Consider the following 17,889-nt stretch of genomic DNA (forward strand, 5'->3'; position numbering starts at 1 on the left):
TTCTCAATCCTTATATAGTTTCTTTCCTATTCATCCAGAATGATTTCTATTAAAATAATACTTTTTTTAAAAAACCAAAGGAAATAATCATGCGAAAATCAATTATTCAAAAGGCAGCCGTTCTGCTTTTTATCTTATCCGTTTTGATGTCATCCGTTCCGGTTGCGTTTGCGGAACCGGCTTATGTCACCATTCCCGACTCCAATTTAAAAGCGGCAATTAGGAGTCAGTTGGGTCTATGTTCCACCGCAGACATCACAGAAGTACAAATGCAAAGCTTGACGAGTTTAAACGCTGGTAATAGAGGAATTTCGGACTTAACCGGACTTGAAACGGCGACGAATTTGACTTCTCTTTTGTTGTATAACAATCAACTGACGAACGTTTCCGGTTTAGAAGACCTGACGAATTTGACTTTTCTTCGGTTGGATAACAATCAACTGACGAACGTTTCCGGTTTAGAAGACCTGACGAATTTGCAGACTCTTTATTTGAATAACAATAAACTGACGGACGTTTCCGGTTTAGAAAACCTGACGAAGTTGGTGATTCTTGATTTGTCTTTCAATCAACTGACGAACGTTTCCGGTTTAGAAGGCCTGACGAATTTGACTTTTCTTCGGTTGGATAACAATCAACTGACGAACGTTTCCGGTTTAGAAAACCTGACGAATTTGAGAGAACTTTATTTGAATAACAATCAACTGACGAACGTTTCCGGTTTAGAAAACCTGACGAATTTGTGGTATCTTAATTTGTCTTCCAATCAACTGACGAACGTTTCCGGTTTAGAAGACCTGACGAATTTGGAGATTCTTGATTTGTCTTCCAATCAACTGACGAACGTTTCCGGTTTAGAAGACCTGACGAATTTGACTCGTCTTTATTTGTCTTCCAATCAACTGACGAACGTTTCCGGTTTAGAAAACCTGACGAATTTGGTGACTCTTTATTTGTCTTCCAATCAACTGACGGACGTTTCCGGTTTAGAAAACCTGACGAAGTTGGTGACTCTTTATTTGTCTTCCAATCAACTGACGGACGTTTCCGGTTTAGAAAACCTGACGAAGTTGCAGACTCTTGATTTGTCTTCCAATCAACTGACGGACGTTTCCGGTTTAGAAAACCTGACGAATTTGACTGTTCTTAATTTGTCTTCCAATCAACTGACGAACGTTTCCGGTTTAGAAGACCTGACGAATTTGAAGTTTCTTTTGTTGGATAACAATCAACTGACGGACGTTTCCGATTTAGAAACCCTGACGAATTTGTGGTATCTTGATTTATCTCATAATCAAATAAATCAAATTTCACCGAATTTTTTGGATAACCTTGACGCTTTGTATGGCTTGGATTTGGCTCAAAATTCGGTCTCCGATGTTTCCGCACTAAATGGATTATCCTCCCTTGCGGTTTTGGCTTTGTCCGAAGACCAACTGTCGGATTGGACTCAATTAGAGAGTTTAACGGCATTGAAAATATTGGTTTTGTCGGATGAGTTGGATGTGGTTTCTAAATTAGGGGACATTTATGTTCTCTCTTTCACAACACAAAAAAGGGACCCGCTTGTCATTGTCAATCCGGTTCATGACATGCAAAAGCAAATTCTTTCACCGACAGCCGGAACAATCAGTTCCAACGGCGTTTATGACTCGGCAAACAATACGCTTACATGGGATTATTCCGACATTTCAAACAACCAAGTTTCCTATGAATTTGCAGGAACCGGTTTTTCAGGAGCAGTTACCTATAATATAAGTGTCCCCAAACCGGCACCGGCAAACAGCAGAAGCGGCGGCGGTTTTGGCAGCGCGACGGTTTTGAATACATCTCTTCCGGCTCCAAACGTTTCTGAAAATGCGTCTCAACCGTCACAACAAGAAAACACGAAACCGGTTGAAAACACGTCTGATTCTCATGGAAACGGATTGGGTCCGGCTTCCAATTCCGATTCTCAGCCGGCCGGTTCCAATCTTTGGATTTATGTGGCGGCAGCCGGAATTGTTGTTATTTTGGCGGCCGGCGGATATTGGTATTTCTTCCGGATGAAAAAGTAAAAGAAGTTTTAGAGAAAACAAAAAGGGTTTTAATTTATCTTTTTTCTTTTCTCTATTTTTTCTCTATTTTCCTTTTTCTCTATTTTTTTTCAATTTTCTCTACTTTTCTCTATTTTTTTCAATTTTCTCTTTTCTCTATTTTTTTCAAATTTCCTTTTTCTCTGTTTTTCAATTTTCTCCTCATATTTATATAGTTAAAATATTATATTATTCTATATATTTATGTCCGCTTTTGACATTATTTTAGAATTCATTTTTCTCAATCATGCTTTTGGATGATCTTCATGACAAAATCAAATTTTCAAAAATCCATTCTTTTACTTTTTATTTTTTCGTTTGTTTTGTCCTTTGTTTCGGCTGCGCTTGCGGCGCCGGATGACCTTGTACCAATTCCCGACCAAAATCTCAAGGCCGCCATCAACGAAAATCTTGGACAAAGCCCGGATGCCGACGTGAACGAATCTCAAATGCAAAGCCTTCAATTTTTAGACGCGTCCGGCCGGGGAATTGCAAGGTTGGACGGACTTGAATACGCGGTTAATTTAACAGATTTAAATTTGTCGCACAATAACCTTTCCAACCTTTCCAATCTTTCCGCCCTGTCCGGTCTTTCGCGTTTGGTGTCTTTGGATTTGTCCAATAATTCCATTTCAGACGTTTCCATGCTGTCCGGCTTGTCCCATTTAATTCATCTCTATTTGTCCGACAATTACATTTCTTCGGTTTCCGGTTTGCCGGCGAATTTGCACAACCTGTACATGTCCAACAATTCTGTCTCCTCTCTTTTTGGATTTCCGGCCGGATTAAGAATTCTGATTTTGTCCAACAATTCCGTGTCTTCTGTTTCCGGATTATCCGGCCTTTCCCAGTTGACAATAGCGAACTTGTCCAATAATTCCATTTCTTCCGTTTCCGGCCTGTCCGGTCTTTCTCATTTGCAAACGCTTCTGTTGTCCGATAATTCCATTTCTTCTGTTTCCGATTTACCCTCCGGATTAGAGACACTTGTTTTGTCGAACAATTCCCTTTCCGATACTTCCGGCTTGTCCGGCCTTTCCACTTTGGCGGTTCTGAATCTGTCGAACAATTCCATTTCTTCGGTTTCCGGGTTGCCGTCCGGTTTATTGTATCTGGATTTGTCCCACAATTCCATGTCCTCCGCATCCGATTTGCTGCCGGCTTTCCCATCCGGTTTGCAATATCTTTTTCTGTCCGATAATTTCCTGTCTTCCCTCTCCGGTTTGCCGTCCGGATTTCCAGCCGGCCTGAAATATTTGGATTTGTCCGGCAATTCTCTTTCTGAAATTTCGCCGGGAACGTTTACGGGGCTGGACAACCTCTACGGTTTGGATTTGTCGGACAATCCTGTTTTTGACATTTCCGCCTTGGAAGAGCTAAGCCATTTACAAATCCTGGTGTTGTCCGAAAATCAGCTGCCGGATTTTGATACTTTAACCGTCCTTTCCTCTCTTCAAATTTTGATTTTGTCGGACCAATTGGACCGGGTTTTCTTAGACAGCGCATTCGATCTCTTTTTTTCAACCCCTTATCCGGATAATACGGATATGATTTCGGTGACCAATCCTGTTTATACGCCGCAGGGAGATGCGATTTTGCCGGCCGGCAGCTCCATCAGTTCCAACGGCGTTTATGATTCGGATTCAAATACGATTTCGTGGATGCGCTCGGATATTTTGGGGGATTTTGTTTCTTATTCCTTTGAAGGGGACGGTTTTTCCGGAAATATATTCTATACCCTTTTGTTTTTCACTCCGATTCCAGGCAGTAGCGGCGGTTTTGGGACAGCAACGGTAATGAACGACAACAATTCTTCTGAATTGCAAAATTCGTCCGCTTCTTCGGAAAACAACTCTTCCGGTTCGCCTTCTTTGCAACCGTCGGCCGTTCTCCCTTCTGAAAATATTTCAAACCCGGAACCGGAATCTTCTCTTTTTTCCCAATATGTTTGGGCTTTCATATTCATGTCCGGAATTTTGATTTTTTTGGCGGGTGGGTATTGGTATTATTCCCAAGGGAAGAAAAAGGAATGAAAAAATAAAATAAAAATAGAAATAAAAACAGAAATGAAAATAGAAAAACAAAAATAAAAACGAAAAACAAAAATAGAAATGAATTGCCGGCAACGGCAATTTCAATCTTTAATCAATCATTTTCAATCATTTTCAATCATTTGTCGGTATTCCTGATTCAATCCATTTTTATGGTTTTATAAATTTTATTTTCATCTTATTTTCAATATTTAATGACGGGTCCCCTGAATCAACATCCGTGAAAAAATCGGCAAGTTTATCTATAAGTGGTTTATTTCAAAAAGTAATGAAATATTTAAAACAGGGATGTGATTTATTGGCGATGGATATTGAAATTTTAAATTTGCCGGAGAAATTAAAGATGAATTTTGTTTTGGAAACACTTGAATGTGATGACCGATTTCTTGTTGTACGGGCGGATAAAATCCGTCGGCAGTATTCAAAATAGATTTATTTCTATGACATTCTTTGGTTTATCACACAAGAGCTGAAAAAGAGATACGGTTCTCGTTTGCTCAGAAAAATAAAAATCGAAATAGAAGGGGATTGGAGCTATTTGGAAATTCAAGTTCCTGTTGCTGAAAAAACTATTGCGCTCAATGTTGCTTTGGAAGACGAGTTAAATGGTCTTTGTGAAGAGGCTCAAAAGGCATACGGGAATACTGCAAATTGTTTTTTCTTAATCACCCGATATGAAAATTATTGAAAAGGGGCATTCGTATGGATTTTAAACCGGTTTATTTTTTGTCTCTTTCAAAGTACTTGGTTAAGATTGCGGAACAATCCGGCCTGAATTCGGAATCTGTTTACAGGGCTGCAATCGGACGGGCATATTATGCGTCCTTTTTAAAAGCCCGGGAATATGCGTTGGAAATATGGGTTTTGCCGAATCAAAAACCGGAAAAGACCATTCCTTTTTGGCGGCATGTTATAAAAAATCAGACAAGGATTCCGCGAAAACCGTTGGCAAAAATTTATCCAAATTAAAAAAATGGAGGACGGTCTGCGATTATGAAATCTTCGTCGAATTTGACATACCTCTTGAAGATAAAGCAAAAACGGCCATTTCTCATGCCGAAAAAATATTTTCGGAATTGAAAGGAAACTGAAAAAAATAATGAAAAATTATGATTAAACGAAACTAAAAATAAAAAACAGAAACAAAAAATAAAAAACAAAAAACAAAAATAGAATAAAAAACAGAAGCGAAAAACAAAAATAGAAATGAGTTGCCGGCAACGGCAATTTCATTTTCCAAATATTTTAATTCTTTTTACTCTTTCTTCCAAGCACGAAAGCAAACAATCCCACAATTACCACCGCCGGTAAAAAGCCGAATCCGGGCATATCATTAATTTTAATGCGAAGTTTTGATAATTCCACATCCAAGTCCGGACGTGCTTTGACAGTGTTTGCCGAATTTTCGAGTGTTTTTATCACATAATCAAAATTACTCAATTCTTGCTTTACAATGTAATTATAATTTGTTTTGGCGGTTTGCATTTGAGTTTTATTGACTTGATAAGGTCCTTCAATCAAAACATCATAATAAACATTCATTCCGGCAGCGGTTTTTTCATAAACCGGTTTGATCTCCTTTAATTTTGCTTCTATCCGGTTTACCTGGCTCATCATCAATTCCGCATTTTCATACGTTTTGTTTCCATGGGCAACATCTGTTCCGGTAACAGCTGCCTCGTCGTAAATCGCACTCAATTCCGCATAGAGACGGGAAAGTTCACGGAAATCTTTGTCCACGGATCCAATTTTATTTTGGTCGGCTGTGGTGTAAAGTTTCAGTTCGGCGGCAAGCAAGTCTGCCATATCGGCATTGGATGTTGAAATAATTTTATAATTCTGAGCGGTGGTTTTGTAAATTTCTGCCGTTTCCATCGTAAAACCCATCAAAACGGCATTTGTATAGGATACTTTTCGAATGATATTTTCATCTTCAACAACCGCCCCCGTCATTGAATCCGTAATCAATACGCCGGATAAATTTCCATCCATGGAAAATTCCGTGTAATCGTATTCATGGCCGGCATAAATATACGGCCCATATGTCGTAGCATTTTCACCGCTGACTTTGTACGTGTTGATTGTTTCCATCGTTTGTTCCGATGCGGCTGTAATCGGTAAAATCAGTAGTATTAACAGGACCAACAAGCAAATTCCATGAAATTTCTTCTGATTCAATTTAAAACCTCTTTGTCAAAAACACAAATCTCTTTTATAATAAAAAGAAAGAAAAATATACGGTAAACGTATATTAATCCACTGATTAAAAATCAATATTTGTAAAATTTAGTTGTTTGAATGGTAATTTTACTTTATCGAAATTTTATTCCTCTTCAATCTTTTATTTCTCAATAATTCCATTTTCAATAATCATTTTCAATAATCATTTTCAATAATCATTTTCAAATAATTCCTGTTGATAAAATCACAAACCAAGGATGAACAAAAGCGAACTTTTCACATTTTTCACATTCTTATTCCAACTTGAGCACATTCATTTTTCCCCGGCATTTCGGACAAATCGGGTTTATGCTTTCTCTTGAAAATTTAACAAATGCGGCAATGCCGATATTCGACAATATGTAAATCCATAACCAAAATTGAATTTGAAACGTTGTGGGAAATTTGGTTCAATCCAAAATTTCGTAAGAATCAAACATCAGCAGCAATGTCAAAAAAAATAAAAACAAAATTCCGGCTGTCTCAATTCAATATTTTCTGTTAATGATCTGATTGAAAAGTTGGATCCCCTCCGAAATTTCCGAAATCATTTAAAACGTCCTCCACAAAACATGCAATGCGTTTCCCCTAAATAGCTGCGGTTTTTACATTTTTTGCATTTTTTAAGCGGCGTTTTCAGGATTTCAGCTAAGCGATTCCTCCGGTCATTCCAAGAATAACGGCAAGAATATTTGAAAAAATATTTTCCATTCGGCTCATCATTGTATCTTTCCTTCCTTTTTTCTTCTCTTTTTCCCTTTCTTCTCTCTTTTTTCTTTTTTCCTTTCTTCTCTGATCTTATATTTTTGAAAATTATATCTATTTCAAACATATATAACTATTAAATTTATTTCAATATGTTCTAATTCTCCTTTCCTTATATTTCTTTTGTTTTTTTCAATTTTCAGAATCTTTATATACAACTAATCTGTATATAGCAACCCTTTTGATAGGCAACCTTTGAGCATTTGTTTTCGAATAGATGCAGTCGGATGCTTGTGAAAAGAAAATCATACTTTTAAACAACCTTAAAAGAATGTTGAGGAGCTAGTTATGGCAACAGGACCAAGATATAAGGTTCCGATGAGAAGAAGAAGAGAAGGACGGACCAATTACCATTCCCGTCTTGCGCTTCTTTTATCCAAAGAGAACCGTATCGTCGTGCGCAAAAGCACACGAAACATGCAAATACAGCTTATAGCCCCAACACCGGTTGGAGATGTCACTTATTCATCCGCCATCTCCACTGAACTTGGAAAATACGGCTATAACGGACCGACCGGTAATACAACCGCAGCATATTTAACAGGCCTTTTGTTCGGCCTGCGCAGTATCCAAAACGGATACGAGGGCGGCATTTTGGACATCGGACTTCATGCGTCCACACCGGGTTCTCGGGTTTACGCAGCCTTAAAAGGCATCGTTGACGCCGGATTTGAAGTTCCGCACGACGCATCCATTTTCCCATCGGACGAACGCATCCGGGGAGAAATCGCAGCCGAATACAACAACTCGGATTTGCCGGCACAGTTTGACGCAACGGTCAAGAAAATTAACGCTGAGTTCAGGTGATGAAAATGGCATACGATGAAGTAGAATGGGTACCCAAAACAAGACTCGGAAAGCTTGTTGCGGACGGACAAATCACAACCATGGAAGACGCCCTTAAATCCCGCCTTCCGTTAAGAGAACCACAAATTGTGGACCTTCTTTTGCCGGGCCTTGAAGATGAGGTTTTAGACATCAACATGGTTCAAAGAATGACTGACTCCGGACGGCGTGTCAAATTCAGAGCGACCGTCATTGTCGGAAACGGCAACGGCTACGTCGGACTTGGTCAAGGAAAAGACGTTCAAGTCGGAAACGCGATCAAAAAAGCAATTGAAGCGGCCAAATTGAACATTCAACATATCACACGCGGCTGCGGTTCTTGGGAATGCGCTTGCGGAAACGAACACACCGTTCCGTTTGAAGCCACCGGAAAAATCGGCAGTGTTGTCGTAACATTAATTCCGGCTCCGAGAGGTCTCGGTATTGCCGCCGGAAGCACCGCAAAAAAAGTGCTTGAAAAAGCCGGAATCCGTGACGTTTGGACACAAACGGAAGGAACCACCCGGACCACGCTGAACTTCGCGAAAGCGACTTTCGTCGCGCTCAACAACGTCAGCACAATGAGACTTCCAAAGAAAGGAAACGGAGGAGTCTAAACATGTATGCAGTTATCAGAGTCAGAGGATGTGTCGCGGTCAGAGACACCATTGAAGACACCCTTCGGATGCTTCGTTTAAACCAAGTGAACCACTGTGTTTTCCTGGAAGAAAACGACATCAACAAAGGTATGATCCAAAAATCAAAGGACTATGTGGCTTTCGGAACGGTCGGCGCCGAACAAGTTGCCGAAATTTTTGAAACCCGCGGACGTTTGGAAGGCGGCGACCGTTTAACGGACGCATATGTTGCCGAAAACACCCCCTATGGTTCCATTAAGGAATTGGCGGAAGCGTTTGTCGACGGCAAAGTGGCCATTAAGGATGTTCCGTTGATGAAACCGGTGTTCCGGCTTCACCCGCCGAGAAAGGGACACGCCGGCATGAAAAGAACCGTTCAACAGGGCGGCGTTCTTGGAAACCATGGCGAGGAAATTGCCGTGTTGCTTCACAAAATGAGGTAAGGTGGATACTATGGGACACATCAGAACTAAAAAATTCAGAGGATCACGCACTTGCGGCGGCGGTACCCACAAGAACAGAAGAGGAGCCGGAAACCGCGGAGGCCGCGGACACGCCGGTGGGAATGCCCACCACTTTATCCGGGCCATGCGCGAAGGATACCGGCCCGGCTACATGTACAAAGGATTCACCCGCCCCAAAGTGGTCGATCAACCGGTTTTCATTGTGAACGTCGGCGAATTGGACGAATTGGTGGATTTCCTTTATGAAATGGAAGCCGACTACATTGGATTTGAAGACGACACGTTTGTTGTTGACCTTTACAGCATCGGAATTAACAAAGTTTTGGGATCCGGACGGGTCACCAAAAAGATGATTGTTAAAGCCGAATCCTTCTCCGAATCCGCCCGTGAAAAAATCGAAGCGGCCGGTGGAGAATGTGTTGAAGCGGACGGGTGCGAATGCGATTGTGACTGCGGCTGCGAAGAAGACGAAGAATGAGCCGATTGAATCGGTTCATTTTTTTGCAAAAAATGCAAAAGCAGCGGACGAATCATTGAAAAACTTAAGTTGAAAAATTCAAGTTGAAGAGTTTAAAATCAAATTGAAAAATTCAAGTTGAAGAGCTTAAAATCAAATTGAAAAATTCATAGATTTAAATCAATGAATCGTCTGTGATTGAAAAAAATCAAATTGAAAAAAACCGCGATTCCTTTTTTTCGGTTTTTCTTTTCTTTTTGATTCTTTCCTTTTTCAATTGATATTGCCGTCTTTGCAATTGGATTTTTCCGCCGAACCCTTTATTTAATTTTTCAATATTCTTCCCCTTTATTTTATAAAATTTGATTACATACAATAATTTATTAATACTATGAATCGTTATCACTATCAATCTTTATTATGTTCTTACGATGAGTTCTTCCATTCTTAAAATGAGTACTCTCACATCTATTTCAAAGTCAAGGTGTATTTGAATGAGCTTCAGGAGTGTTTTGGAACCTTTTTTTAGCAGGTTACCCTCTGTCGCCAGACCTGAAAAACAAGTTTTGTTTAAAAACAAAGTAATGTGGACGATTGCGATTCTTGCACTTTACTTTGTTTTGTCAAACGTTCCCTTGTTTGGTATGTCGGCCGAATCGATCGATTTATTTGCGCAATACCGTGCCTTTTTCGCGGGGGCCACCGGTTCATTGATTGTTCTCGGTATCGGTCCGATTGTGACGGCTTCCATCATTTTGCAGTTACTCGTCGGCGGCGACATTATTCATTTGGATCTTTCCGATCCCAAAGACCAAGCCTACTTCCAAGGCGCTCAAAAATTCCTTGTCTTTGTGATGATTGTTCTCGAAACGCTTCCGCAATTATTCGGATATATCAAGCCCGATCCGGCATTGGCCGCAACACTGGGTGTTGACCTCTGGGTCGTTACAGCTTTCTTGTTCATTCAGATTTGTATCGGCGGCATCCTCATTATGTTCATGGACGAAGTGGTGTCCAAATGGGGTATCGGCTCCGGTATCAGTCTTTTCATCGTCGCGGGAGTTTCCCAGCAGATTGTCACCGGTTTAATCAACTGGCTGCCGGGCTCGGACGGTTTGGCCATCGGTATTATTCCGAAATGGTTCCAATTAATTACAAGCGGTGAACTTGGCGCACTCTTTTCCAGTTCGACCGGCATTATGTATCTTCTCATCAATGCGGGAATTTTGGCATTAATCTCTACGATTGCGATTTTCATCATCGTCGTTTACGTGGAAAGTGTCCGGATTGAAATTCCGCTCGCCCACACCTCTGTTCGCGGCGCCCGCGGAAAATTCCCGGTCAAATTGATTTATGCGTCCGTTCTCCCGATGATTTTGGTACGTGCCCTTCAAGCCAACATTCAGTTGGTCGGCGTTCTTTTAGCCGGCCGAGGAATTACGATTCTTGGAGAATATTCCGGCGCAACGCCGGTGAACGGCATTATGTATTACTTATCCGCCATTAACAGCCCGTCGGACTGGATTCCGACTTATGTGCAGCAACATTTTGCAACCCTCGGATATCCGGCGCCGGCCACCTGGCAAATCGGACTTCACGTGGGAGTCGACGCGTTTTTGTTGATTGCGGGCGGTATTATCTTTGCTCTGTTCTGGATTGAAACAACCGGAATGGGGGCCAAACAAACGGCCAAAAAGATTTACAATTCCGGTATGCAGGTTCCGGGATTCAGAAACAGCATCGCGTCCATTGAAAAATATATGCAACGCTACATCCCCAAAGTCACCGTCATCGGTGGAGCTTTCATTGGCGCGCTTACGCTTTTTGCCAGTTTGCTCGGAACGGTCGGTGGCGCCGGCGGAACAGGACTTTTATTAACGGTCAGCATTGTTTACCGTTTGTATGAAGATTTAGCCTCCGAACAAATGATGGAAATGCATCCGATGCTTCGGTCTTTCCTTGGAAAAGACGATTAACGTCTTTTCTTTTTTAAATTTTTAAAAAATAATTGGCGTTGATAACAACGCCTTTTTCATTTCTTTTTTTTTGTTTGATGGCCGCCACGCGCATTACAGCTGCATTCGGTTTTTTTCAAAAAACAGAAATGATGGAGTGAAATGCTTTATTTTTTAATTTATTCACTCTTTATTTTTTGCTTTTATTTTCCATCTTGTTCCAAAACTTTCAGAATAGTTTTCATTCTATTGATCTTGAATTTTTATTTTTTAAGTCCGATGACCCGGCTTTTTAAAATTTTAATTATGGGGCACCACTTATTCTTTTTTCTTAAAACCTTCAAATTTATATATTATTTGCTTTATTTTTAAAATTATATATTAATCGGAGGTGATATGAAAAACAGAGAAAAGTAATTGTTTCAATTCAGTAAACTACAGTTTGAATAATATTTAAAAAACGGTATACGAGTCAACCAATCAAAAAACGAACAAATCTGCCATAAGATTCAAGAAGTTCTTATGTGAAACCTCTTTTGTATCTTAAAAACAGAAAAAATGAGGAGCCATGTCCCTTATGGCTCCTCTAATTTCTATCTTTCGGCCGGACTTTTATTTCATAATTTTGATTTTCGATCATTTCCATTATTTTTCAGTTTTTCATTACTTTTCATTTTTTCATATTTTTTCCTTTTTTTATTCAGATTTGTTTTATTTCTGCTTTCCATCTTTTTGATTGGCATTTGTTTATAGCTTATTTTTTAACCACAAATTTATATATATTAAATATATTATTATTTTTATATTTTAAAGGGGGTGAATTGAAAATGGCAATGAATCAACGCACAGACGCCAAAGGCGCAAGTACCACATCCAAAAAACCGGCAGACCCTAAGAAAAGTCCGGCTGCTCCGGCAAAGAAAAAATAATCCGGATTCATGATTACTATTTTTTCAAATCCGGCTGCCTGGTTTTTGGTTGCCGGATCATTTTTTATTTTTTATTTCTTTTTTAAATTCTTTTTTTATTTTTTTTGATTTAATTTGTCGCCTATTTTTAACAATAAATATATAATCCACTAACACGGTTGGTATTATTACAGGAGGTGAATCGAAAAATGGCAACCAACCAACGCGCAGACTCCAAAAATCCAAACAACGCTTCCAACAAAGCAACTGTGGACAACCGAGCTAATCAAAAAAACCCGAACAATGCGGCAACAAAGAAAAAATAACGATGTCTCTTTCCTTTGATTTTTTAAAATCCGGTGGTTTAAAGTAACCGCCGGATTCAAATTTATTATTTTCTGTGTTTTTCAATTCTTCTGTGTTTTTCAATTTTTCCGATTCCGTTTTTTTCAATTTTTTTGATTTTGTTTTTTTCAATTTTTATTTTATAATTTTATGATTTTTGCCTTTTCATGCAATTCTTTTTATAAGAAAATGTCAATTTGTCTATATTTCGTGATTACATATTTATGACAAATCGTTATTGTTTTTACAACAGGTGGTTATGATGAACATTATTCTATTCGGTCCTCCCGGAGCTGGAAAAGGGACGCAGGCGCAAAAGTTATCCAAAGAATTCGGTATTCCTCAAGTTTCAACCGGCGACATTTTGCGTGCCAATGTCAAAGAAGGAACCCCGCTCGGCCTTGCCGCCAAAAGTTACATGGACAAAGGTGCGCTCGTTCCGGATGACGTTTTAATCGGAATTATCAAAGAACGTTTGATTCAAAAAGACTGCAAAGGCGGTTTTTTGCTCGACGGCTACCCACGCACCATCCCGCAAGCCCAGGCGCTTGATAAAATTTTGACGGAAATCGAAAAGCCGGTTGAGTGTGTAATTAATATTGTCGTTCCGGAAAAAGACCTGGTCGAACGTATTTCCGGACGATGGATGTCCGCGTGCGGCGCCAGCTATCACATCCAATTCAACCCGCCCAAAAAAGCCGGTGTCTGTGATGTCTGTGGCGACCAATTGTATCAACGAACGGACGACACGGCGGAAGCAGTCACCCAACGCCTGAAAGCTTATCAATCTCAAACAGCGCCTCTCGTGGACTATTATCAAAAGAAAGGCATTTTAAAAGATGTGGACGGAACAAAGGATATCGATGTTGTTTTTGGTGAAATCAAAAAACTCGTCCATAAATTCAAATAAAGAAAGAATCTTTTAAATTTTCAGATTAACCTTTACGAATTGTTTTAAAATCACTATCAATCATCTATCCAATAATCAATATCAAAGGGATCGTTTTGGAAAAAACACAAAGTATCAAAGATATCATCAGTAAAGCGGTGCTGGTGGTGGGTATTTTCTTATTCATCGGCGTGATGTTTCAGAGTGTCCGCGACGGCATCGGTCAAGTAATGGATGTTATTATGTCTCCCGTCCTTCTTTTGGTTGGGGAGTCCAACTTCTTTTTGCTTTTATCGGCCATGGCCATCATTACCGCCATTTATTCTTCCCTCATTCAGAAGTATTTGGTGGACCAAAATCAAATGCGTGACTTCCAAGAACGCATGAAGGTTTACCAAAGAGACATGAAAGAAGCTCAAAAGACACAAAACACCTATTTGCTCAAAAAGCTCGAAGAACAGCAAGCCGGCATGATGGAAGAGCAAATGAACATGATGAAACAGCAATTTAAGCCAATGTTTTACATCGTGATTATCTCACTCCCGCTTTTGATGTGGGCGTATTACTACATTGGCGGGCATCCGGATGCCACACTGGTTTTTCCATTTTGGGGAACTCAGTTTTTGAGTGACAAATTGTTTATTTTCACCTACTGGCTCTATTGGTATATTCTCTCTTCCTTTGCGTTCAGCCAAGTCCTGCGTAAATTTATGAATATTACAACAGCCGGCGCATAACTATTGTGAATCAAAAGAGGATAATGAGACAGTTATGCTTATTACAATCAGCGGTCTTCCGGGAACCGGCACGACGACGGTTTCCAAAATATTAAAAGAGCGTTCCGGTATGGATTTTATTTCTTCCGGCGAGATCTTTCGGGGTCTTGCGGAAGAGATGAAAATGTCTCTTGCCGAATTTGGAAAATTTGCCGAGTCCGACCCGTCGGTGGATTTAAAAATTGACCGGCGCCAGCAGGATTTATCTCAGACACGTGACAATCTGATTTTGGAAGGGCGGCTGGCCGGTTACATGTCGGTGGACGTTCCTCCGGGAAAACCGGTTCTTCGGATTTGTTTAAAGGCACCGATTGAAACCCGGGTCCGGCGGATTATGACACGGGAAGGCACCTCTTCTTTTAAATTTGAAATGGACAAAACGATGACGCGGGAAGCCTCCGAAAGCATCCGATATAAAAATTACTACAAAATCGACCTCAATGATATGTCCATTTATGATTTGGTGATTGATACGAACCGCCTGTCTCCGGAAATCATTGCCGATATTATTTTAACGGCGGCAGATGAACTGAAATAAAATATTTATTTCTTTTGTTTCTCTTTTTCATTTTTTGGTTTTTCTCCTTCATCTTTTTTTTCTTTTTATTTTAGTTTTTTCTCCTTTTCCTCTTTTTTTTTACCAAAAAACATTATATAATTAAATTCCAATTTATTCATGGAGCAGCATTCTTTTCAAAAAAGCTGTGACAGGGGAAAATAAAATGATCAAAAAAATATTGCCTGTTTTCGCATTATTCGTCCTTCTTGTTGGGGTGACCGCCGCCGGTTGTATGGGCGATAAAGTCGTCGGAACATGGGACGGACAAAAGACAAAAGCCATTGCGACCTTTTCGGACGATAAAACATACACCATCTCCGCAGGACTCGTTGAATTCTCCGGAACATGGAGCAAAGATGGATCGGAATATATCCTTTATTCAAACGATACAAAAATCGGAACCGCGATCTTTGTTAACAAAGATCTCCGCATCACAATCGGCTCAGGTATTTTGTCCATCACGGATGATTTCGTCAAAAGATCTTAACTTATCAAAATTAAATCCTTAAAAATTGAGTCAAATCGGCTCAATTTTTCATTTTTTTTCCGGTTTTGTTTTTTCGCGTCGGTTTTAAAATTTAAAAATCAGTCGGTTGTACGTTTTTATTTGACCGCATAAAATCCGGCTTCCAAATATGAATACCAAAACAATTCCACGGTTTTAAATCCCGCGTCTTTGAGCATATCCATGTGTTGCGCGACCGTAATCGGAAAATATTCTTTTCCATAGCGGTTTTTGTAGTTCTCAATGTCCTTCTCATTTTTGCCGGAATCGGCTTGAAAATTTGCAACCATCCGCTGACCGATTTCTTTTCCTAAAGTTGTCACAGGAGCTGTGTGTTCAAAAGTAATGTAAATTCCGCCGGACGTAAGCAGCCGGAAACAGTTTTCGGCGGCAACAATCCGCTCCTCTTGAGATAAATAGTGATGAGACAATACAGCGGTGACGATGTCAAACAGCTGCCCGGAAAAAGTCCGGATGGGGTCCAATTGATTGGTTTTGAGGTTGACAAATCTAAAATCCATTTCAAAATTCGGTTCAGATTCCGCCGGCAACAATTTCTGTTTCGCGATCTGCAACATTTCAACAGACGGATCCGCAAGCGTAAATTTACAATCCGGATAGATCGTTCTCGCTTTTAAAATCAAGTTTCCGGTCCCGCAACCGGTATCCAGCCATCGGGCCGGAAATAAAATGTTATCGTCCGCTTTTCTTTTTTCTTTTGCGTAAGCGGCAGCCAATTGAATGGTTTGACAATGAAACAAATCATAATTTGGAACGGTGACACGGACATTTGTATCATACCCAAGAGCCGGCGGCGCTTTTCCAGGAGAGTCTTTCTCAGGCAGGCTCTTTTTTGTGTCTTCACATTTTTGTTCCTTTTGTGTCATTGGAATCACTTGATTTTTTCGAAATTGTTTTGAATAAAATCTTCCCGCAGCAATGTGATATCTTTGTGGCAATTTTCAATTTGCAACGCAAAAATTCCAAAACAAGGCTTTACATATTGAAAAAATAGGTTTCCGCCGGAAAAACCGACCGGAAACGGCCTTGATCCTTTGAGCATAATTCCTTTGATTTGATAACCGCCCGGAATCAAATAAACCTCATCGGAAACATCCGTGATGAGTTTTTTGCAATCGGAAAGAGTCATCTCATTTCCGATAATGATGCAGTTGGTGTTTTTGATACAAACCATAAAAACTCTCATCCGGATTTGATTTTTAATTCATATTCACTCAAATGATTTTTTAATTTATCTTCACTCAAATGATTTTTTAATTCATATCTCACTCAAATTAAAAAACAAACCGGTCAAAATTTTTCAATTTCGGCCGGTTTTCTTTTCTAATTTTTTCTTTTCTCGGGTTGAAATATAAGAAAAATAAGAAAAGGAAATAAGACCGGAAAAATAAGAAGAGAATAATTATTCAATCGCAAGTCCTTTGACGAAAATTCCGGATGAAATCATTTTTCCGACAACTTTTCCGCCGGTCATTCCAACAACATACGGCGCGACTTCGGGCGGAACAATAATGACAAAGCCCATGCCCATATTGAATGTTTTGTACATTTCAAGATCGCTGACCTTGCCTTGTTCTTGAAGGAATTTAAAAATCGCCGGCGGCTCAATCGGATCGGAAATGTCAAACCCAAGTTTTGTGATGCGGTGAAGCTTCAAAAGCCCGCTTCCGGTGATGTGGGCAAGTCCGTGAACTTCATATTTCCGGATGACATCGAGCACTTCCATATAAATGGCGGTCGGCGCTAAAAGGTCGTCTCCGATTGTTTTTTTGGGATCGTACGGGCAATAATCATGATAATCATAAGGAGAATCCTTGATAATTTTTCGAACCAAAGAATAGCCATTGCTGTGAACACCGGTGCTTTTTAAGCCGATAATCACATCGCCCTCTTGGATTTTTTCGCCCGTTAAAACTTCGCCTTTTTTCACAAAACCGATACAAGTTCCGGCCAAGTCAAATCCTTTGATGATATCGGGAAGTGTTGCGGTTTCACCGCCCACAATCGACATCCGGGAAATTTCGGCGCCTTTGGCCAAACCTTCTCCGACCTCGGCGGCAAATCCGGGTTTGTGTTTTTCAAGTGCCAAATAATCCACAAAAGCAACCGGTTCGGCACCAATCGCAAGTAAATCATTGACATTCATCGCAATACAGTCGATGCCAACCGTATTCCATTTGCCCATTTCATTCGCAATCAATACTTTGGAGCCGACTCCGTCGGTCGTCATCGCAATCGCATATTCTCCAAAATCAATCAGCCCGGCATAGTGACCGATTTCTGTCAGCGGCGCACCGATTCCTTCCCTCTTGTAGGTCATTTTTTTGGTCAGTGATTTAATCGTGTCTTCCTCTTGCCGAATATCCACGCCGGACGCAGCATAAGTATGTTCTTTTTCCGTCATTTTTTTAATCTCTGAAATTTTTTAAACATAAA

At 40.1% G+C, this 17,889-nt stretch carries 19 protein-coding genes; 14 read left to right on the forward strand and 5 right to left on the reverse strand.

Translation table 11 applies throughout. The features are described from left to right. Positions 1-89 precede the first annotated feature (89 nt). The 5 genes from MsAm2_RS00815 to MsAm2_RS00835 all read left to right on the forward strand — a co-directional run bounded on the left by MsAm2_RS00815 (position 90) and on the right by MsAm2_RS00835 (position 5,095). Entirely contained in the window at positions 90-2,057 is a 1,968-nt protein-coding gene (locus tag MsAm2_RS00815; RefSeq protein WP_338097932.1) for a leucine-rich repeat domain-containing protein, read from the forward strand. Positions 2,058-2,341: 284 nt separating this feature from the next. After that, positions 2,342-4,108 carry a leucine-rich repeat domain-containing protein gene (locus MsAm2_RS00820; protein ID WP_338097933.1) on the forward strand — a complete coding sequence of 589 codons (1,767 nt, stop codon included), beginning with the start codon at positions 2,342-2,344 and terminating at the stop codon, positions 4,106-4,108. A 238-nt stretch (positions 4,109-4,346) separates the two neighbouring features. After that, on the forward strand, positions 4,347-4,556 hold the full coding sequence (locus MsAm2_RS00825) for a hypothetical protein (protein ID WP_338097934.1): 210 nt from the start codon (positions 4,347-4,349) through the stop codon (positions 4,554-4,556). Between the two features lie 63 nt (positions 4,557-4,619). Beyond that, entirely contained in the window at positions 4,620-4,814 is a 195-nt protein-coding gene (locus MsAm2_RS00830; protein WP_338097935.1) for a hypothetical protein, read from the forward strand. 14 nt (positions 4,815-4,828) lie between these two features. Next, a complete protein-coding gene (locus MsAm2_RS00835; RefSeq protein ID WP_338097936.1) occupies positions 4,829-5,095 on the forward strand; it encodes a hypothetical protein in 267 nt (88 codons plus the stop codon). Positions 5,096-5,371: 276 nt separating this feature from the next. Here MsAm2_RS00835 and MsAm2_RS00840 read toward each other — a convergent pair whose 3' ends face one another. Further along, positions 5,372-6,304, reverse strand: coding sequence for a hypothetical protein (locus tag MsAm2_RS00840; RefSeq protein ID WP_338097937.1), 933 nt, complete (start codon positions 6,302-6,304; stop codon positions 5,372-5,374). Between the two features lie 589 nt (positions 6,305-6,893). Beyond that, positions 6,894-7,178: a hypothetical protein gene (locus MsAm2_RS00845; protein ID WP_338097938.1), complete on the reverse strand. Its 285-nt coding sequence runs from the start codon at positions 7,176-7,178 to the stop codon at positions 6,894-6,896. 221 nt (positions 7,179-7,399) lie between these two features. Here MsAm2_RS00845 and MsAm2_RS00850 point away from each other — a divergent pair, with 221 nt between their 5' ends. The 9 genes from MsAm2_RS00850 to MsAm2_RS00890 all read left to right on the forward strand — a co-directional run bounded on the left by MsAm2_RS00850 (position 7,400) and on the right by MsAm2_RS00890 (position 15,414). Beyond that, positions 7,400-7,918 carry a 50S ribosomal protein L18 gene (locus MsAm2_RS00850; RefSeq protein WP_338097939.1) on the forward strand — a complete coding sequence of 173 codons (519 nt, stop codon included), beginning with the start codon at positions 7,400-7,402 and terminating at the stop codon, positions 7,916-7,918. Positions 7,919-7,923: 5 nt separating this feature from the next. Beyond that, positions 7,924-8,553 carry a 30S ribosomal protein S5 gene (locus MsAm2_RS00855; protein ID WP_338097940.1) on the forward strand — a complete coding sequence of 210 codons (630 nt, stop codon included), beginning with the start codon at positions 7,924-7,926 and terminating at the stop codon, positions 8,551-8,553. A 2-nt stretch (positions 8,554-8,555) separates the two neighbouring features. Then, positions 8,556-9,017: a 50S ribosomal protein L30 gene (locus MsAm2_RS00860; protein ID WP_338097941.1), complete on the forward strand. Its 462-nt coding sequence runs from the start codon at positions 8,556-8,558 to the stop codon at positions 9,015-9,017. Between the two features lie 19 nt (positions 9,018-9,036). Next, on the forward strand, positions 9,037-9,516 hold the full coding sequence (locus tag MsAm2_RS00865) for an uL15m family ribosomal protein (protein WP_338098479.1): 480 nt from the start codon (positions 9,037-9,039) through the stop codon (positions 9,514-9,516). 473 nt (positions 9,517-9,989) lie between these two features. Next, a complete protein-coding gene (gene secY, locus MsAm2_RS00870) occupies positions 9,990-11,471 on the forward strand; it encodes a preprotein translocase subunit SecY (RefSeq protein WP_338097942.1) in 1,482 nt (493 codons plus the stop codon). Positions 11,472-12,965: 1,494 nt separating this feature from the next. Continuing rightward, a complete protein-coding gene (locus tag MsAm2_RS00875; protein WP_338097943.1) occupies positions 12,966-13,613 on the forward strand; it encodes an adenylate kinase in 648 nt (215 codons plus the stop codon). A gap of 95 nt (positions 13,614-13,708) precedes the next feature. Then, the gene (locus MsAm2_RS00880) at positions 13,709-14,329 is read left to right on the forward strand and encodes a DUF106 domain-containing protein (protein WP_338097944.1); all 621 of its coding nucleotides are present in this window, start codon (positions 13,709-13,711) and stop codon (positions 14,327-14,329) included. 34 nt (positions 14,330-14,363) lie between these two features. Then, positions 14,364-14,906: a (d)CMP kinase gene (gene cmk, locus MsAm2_RS00885; RefSeq protein ID WP_338097945.1), complete on the forward strand. Its 543-nt coding sequence runs from the start codon at positions 14,364-14,366 to the stop codon at positions 14,904-14,906. Positions 14,907-15,090: 184 nt separating this feature from the next. Next, complete coding sequence (locus MsAm2_RS00890) at positions 15,091-15,414, forward strand: hypothetical protein (RefSeq protein WP_338097946.1); 324 nt, start codon at positions 15,091-15,093, stop codon at positions 15,412-15,414. 116 nt (positions 15,415-15,530) lie between these two features. Here MsAm2_RS00890 and MsAm2_RS00895 read toward each other — a convergent pair whose 3' ends face one another. The 3 genes from MsAm2_RS00895 to purM all read right to left on the reverse strand — a co-directional run bounded on the left by MsAm2_RS00895 (position 15,531) and on the right by purM (position 17,857). Next, positions 15,531-16,319 carry a class I SAM-dependent methyltransferase gene (locus MsAm2_RS00895; RefSeq protein WP_338097947.1) on the reverse strand — a complete coding sequence of 263 codons (789 nt, stop codon included), beginning with the start codon at positions 16,317-16,319 and terminating at the stop codon, positions 15,531-15,533. A 5-nt stretch (positions 16,320-16,324) separates the two neighbouring features. Then, on the reverse strand, positions 16,325-16,627 hold the full coding sequence (locus MsAm2_RS00900; protein ID WP_338097948.1) for a DUF1894 domain-containing protein: 303 nt from the start codon (positions 16,625-16,627) through the stop codon (positions 16,325-16,327). A 228-nt stretch (positions 16,628-16,855) separates the two neighbouring features. Next, a complete protein-coding gene (gene purM / locus MsAm2_RS00905) occupies positions 16,856-17,857 on the reverse strand; it encodes a phosphoribosylformylglycinamidine cyclo-ligase (RefSeq protein WP_338097949.1) in 1,002 nt (333 codons plus the stop codon). Between the last annotated feature and the right edge of the window lie 32 nt (positions 17,858-17,889).

This window comes from Methanolapillus ohkumae, from assembly GCF_032594355.1.
GTDB lineage: Archaea > Halobacteriota > Methanosarcinia > Methanosarcinales > Methanosarcinaceae > Methanolapillus > Methanolapillus ohkumae.

Coding starts and splice junctions, on each gene's coding strand:
- secY (WP_338097942.1), top strand. CDS start 9,990: ATGAGCTTCAGGAGTGTTTTGGAACCTTTTTTTAGCAGGTTACCCTCT.
- MsAm2_RS00875 (WP_338097943.1), top strand. CDS start 12,966: ATGAACATTATTCTATTCGGTCCTCCCGGAGCTGGAAAAGGGACGCAG.
- MsAm2_RS00855 (WP_338097940.1), top strand. CDS start 7,924: ATGGCATACGATGAAGTAGAATGGGTACCCAAAACAAGACTCGGAAAG.
- MsAm2_RS00815 (WP_338097932.1), top strand. CDS start 90: ATGCGAAAATCAATTATTCAAAAGGCAGCCGTTCTGCTTTTTATCTTA.
- MsAm2_RS00895 (WP_338097947.1), bottom strand. CDS start 16,319: ATGACACAAAAGGAACAAAAATGTGAAGACACAAAAAAGAGCCTGCCT.
- MsAm2_RS00890 (WP_338097946.1), top strand. CDS start 15,091: ATGATCAAAAAAATATTGCCTGTTTTCGCATTATTCGTCCTTCTTGTT.
- MsAm2_RS00820 (WP_338097933.1), top strand. CDS start 2,342: ATGACAAAATCAAATTTTCAAAAATCCATTCTTTTACTTTTTATTTTT.
- purM (WP_338097949.1), bottom strand. CDS start 17,857: ATGACGGAAAAAGAACATACTTATGCTGCGTCCGGCGTGGATATTCGG.
- MsAm2_RS00845 (WP_338097938.1), bottom strand. CDS start 7,178: ATGTTTGAAATAGATATAATTTTCAAAAATATAAGATCAGAGAAGAAA.
- MsAm2_RS00850 (WP_338097939.1), top strand. CDS start 7,400: ATGGCAACAGGACCAAGATATAAGGTTCCGATGAGAAGAAGAAGAGAA.
- MsAm2_RS00860 (WP_338097941.1), top strand. CDS start 8,556: ATGTATGCAGTTATCAGAGTCAGAGGATGTGTCGCGGTCAGAGACACC.
- MsAm2_RS00835 (WP_338097936.1), top strand. CDS start 4,829: ATGGATTTTAAACCGGTTTATTTTTTGTCTCTTTCAAAGTACTTGGTT.
- MsAm2_RS00900 (WP_338097948.1), bottom strand. CDS start 16,627: ATGGTTTGTATCAAAAACACCAACTGCATCATTATCGGAAATGAGATG.
- cmk (WP_338097945.1), top strand. CDS start 14,364: ATGCTTATTACAATCAGCGGTCTTCCGGGAACCGGCACGACGACGGTT.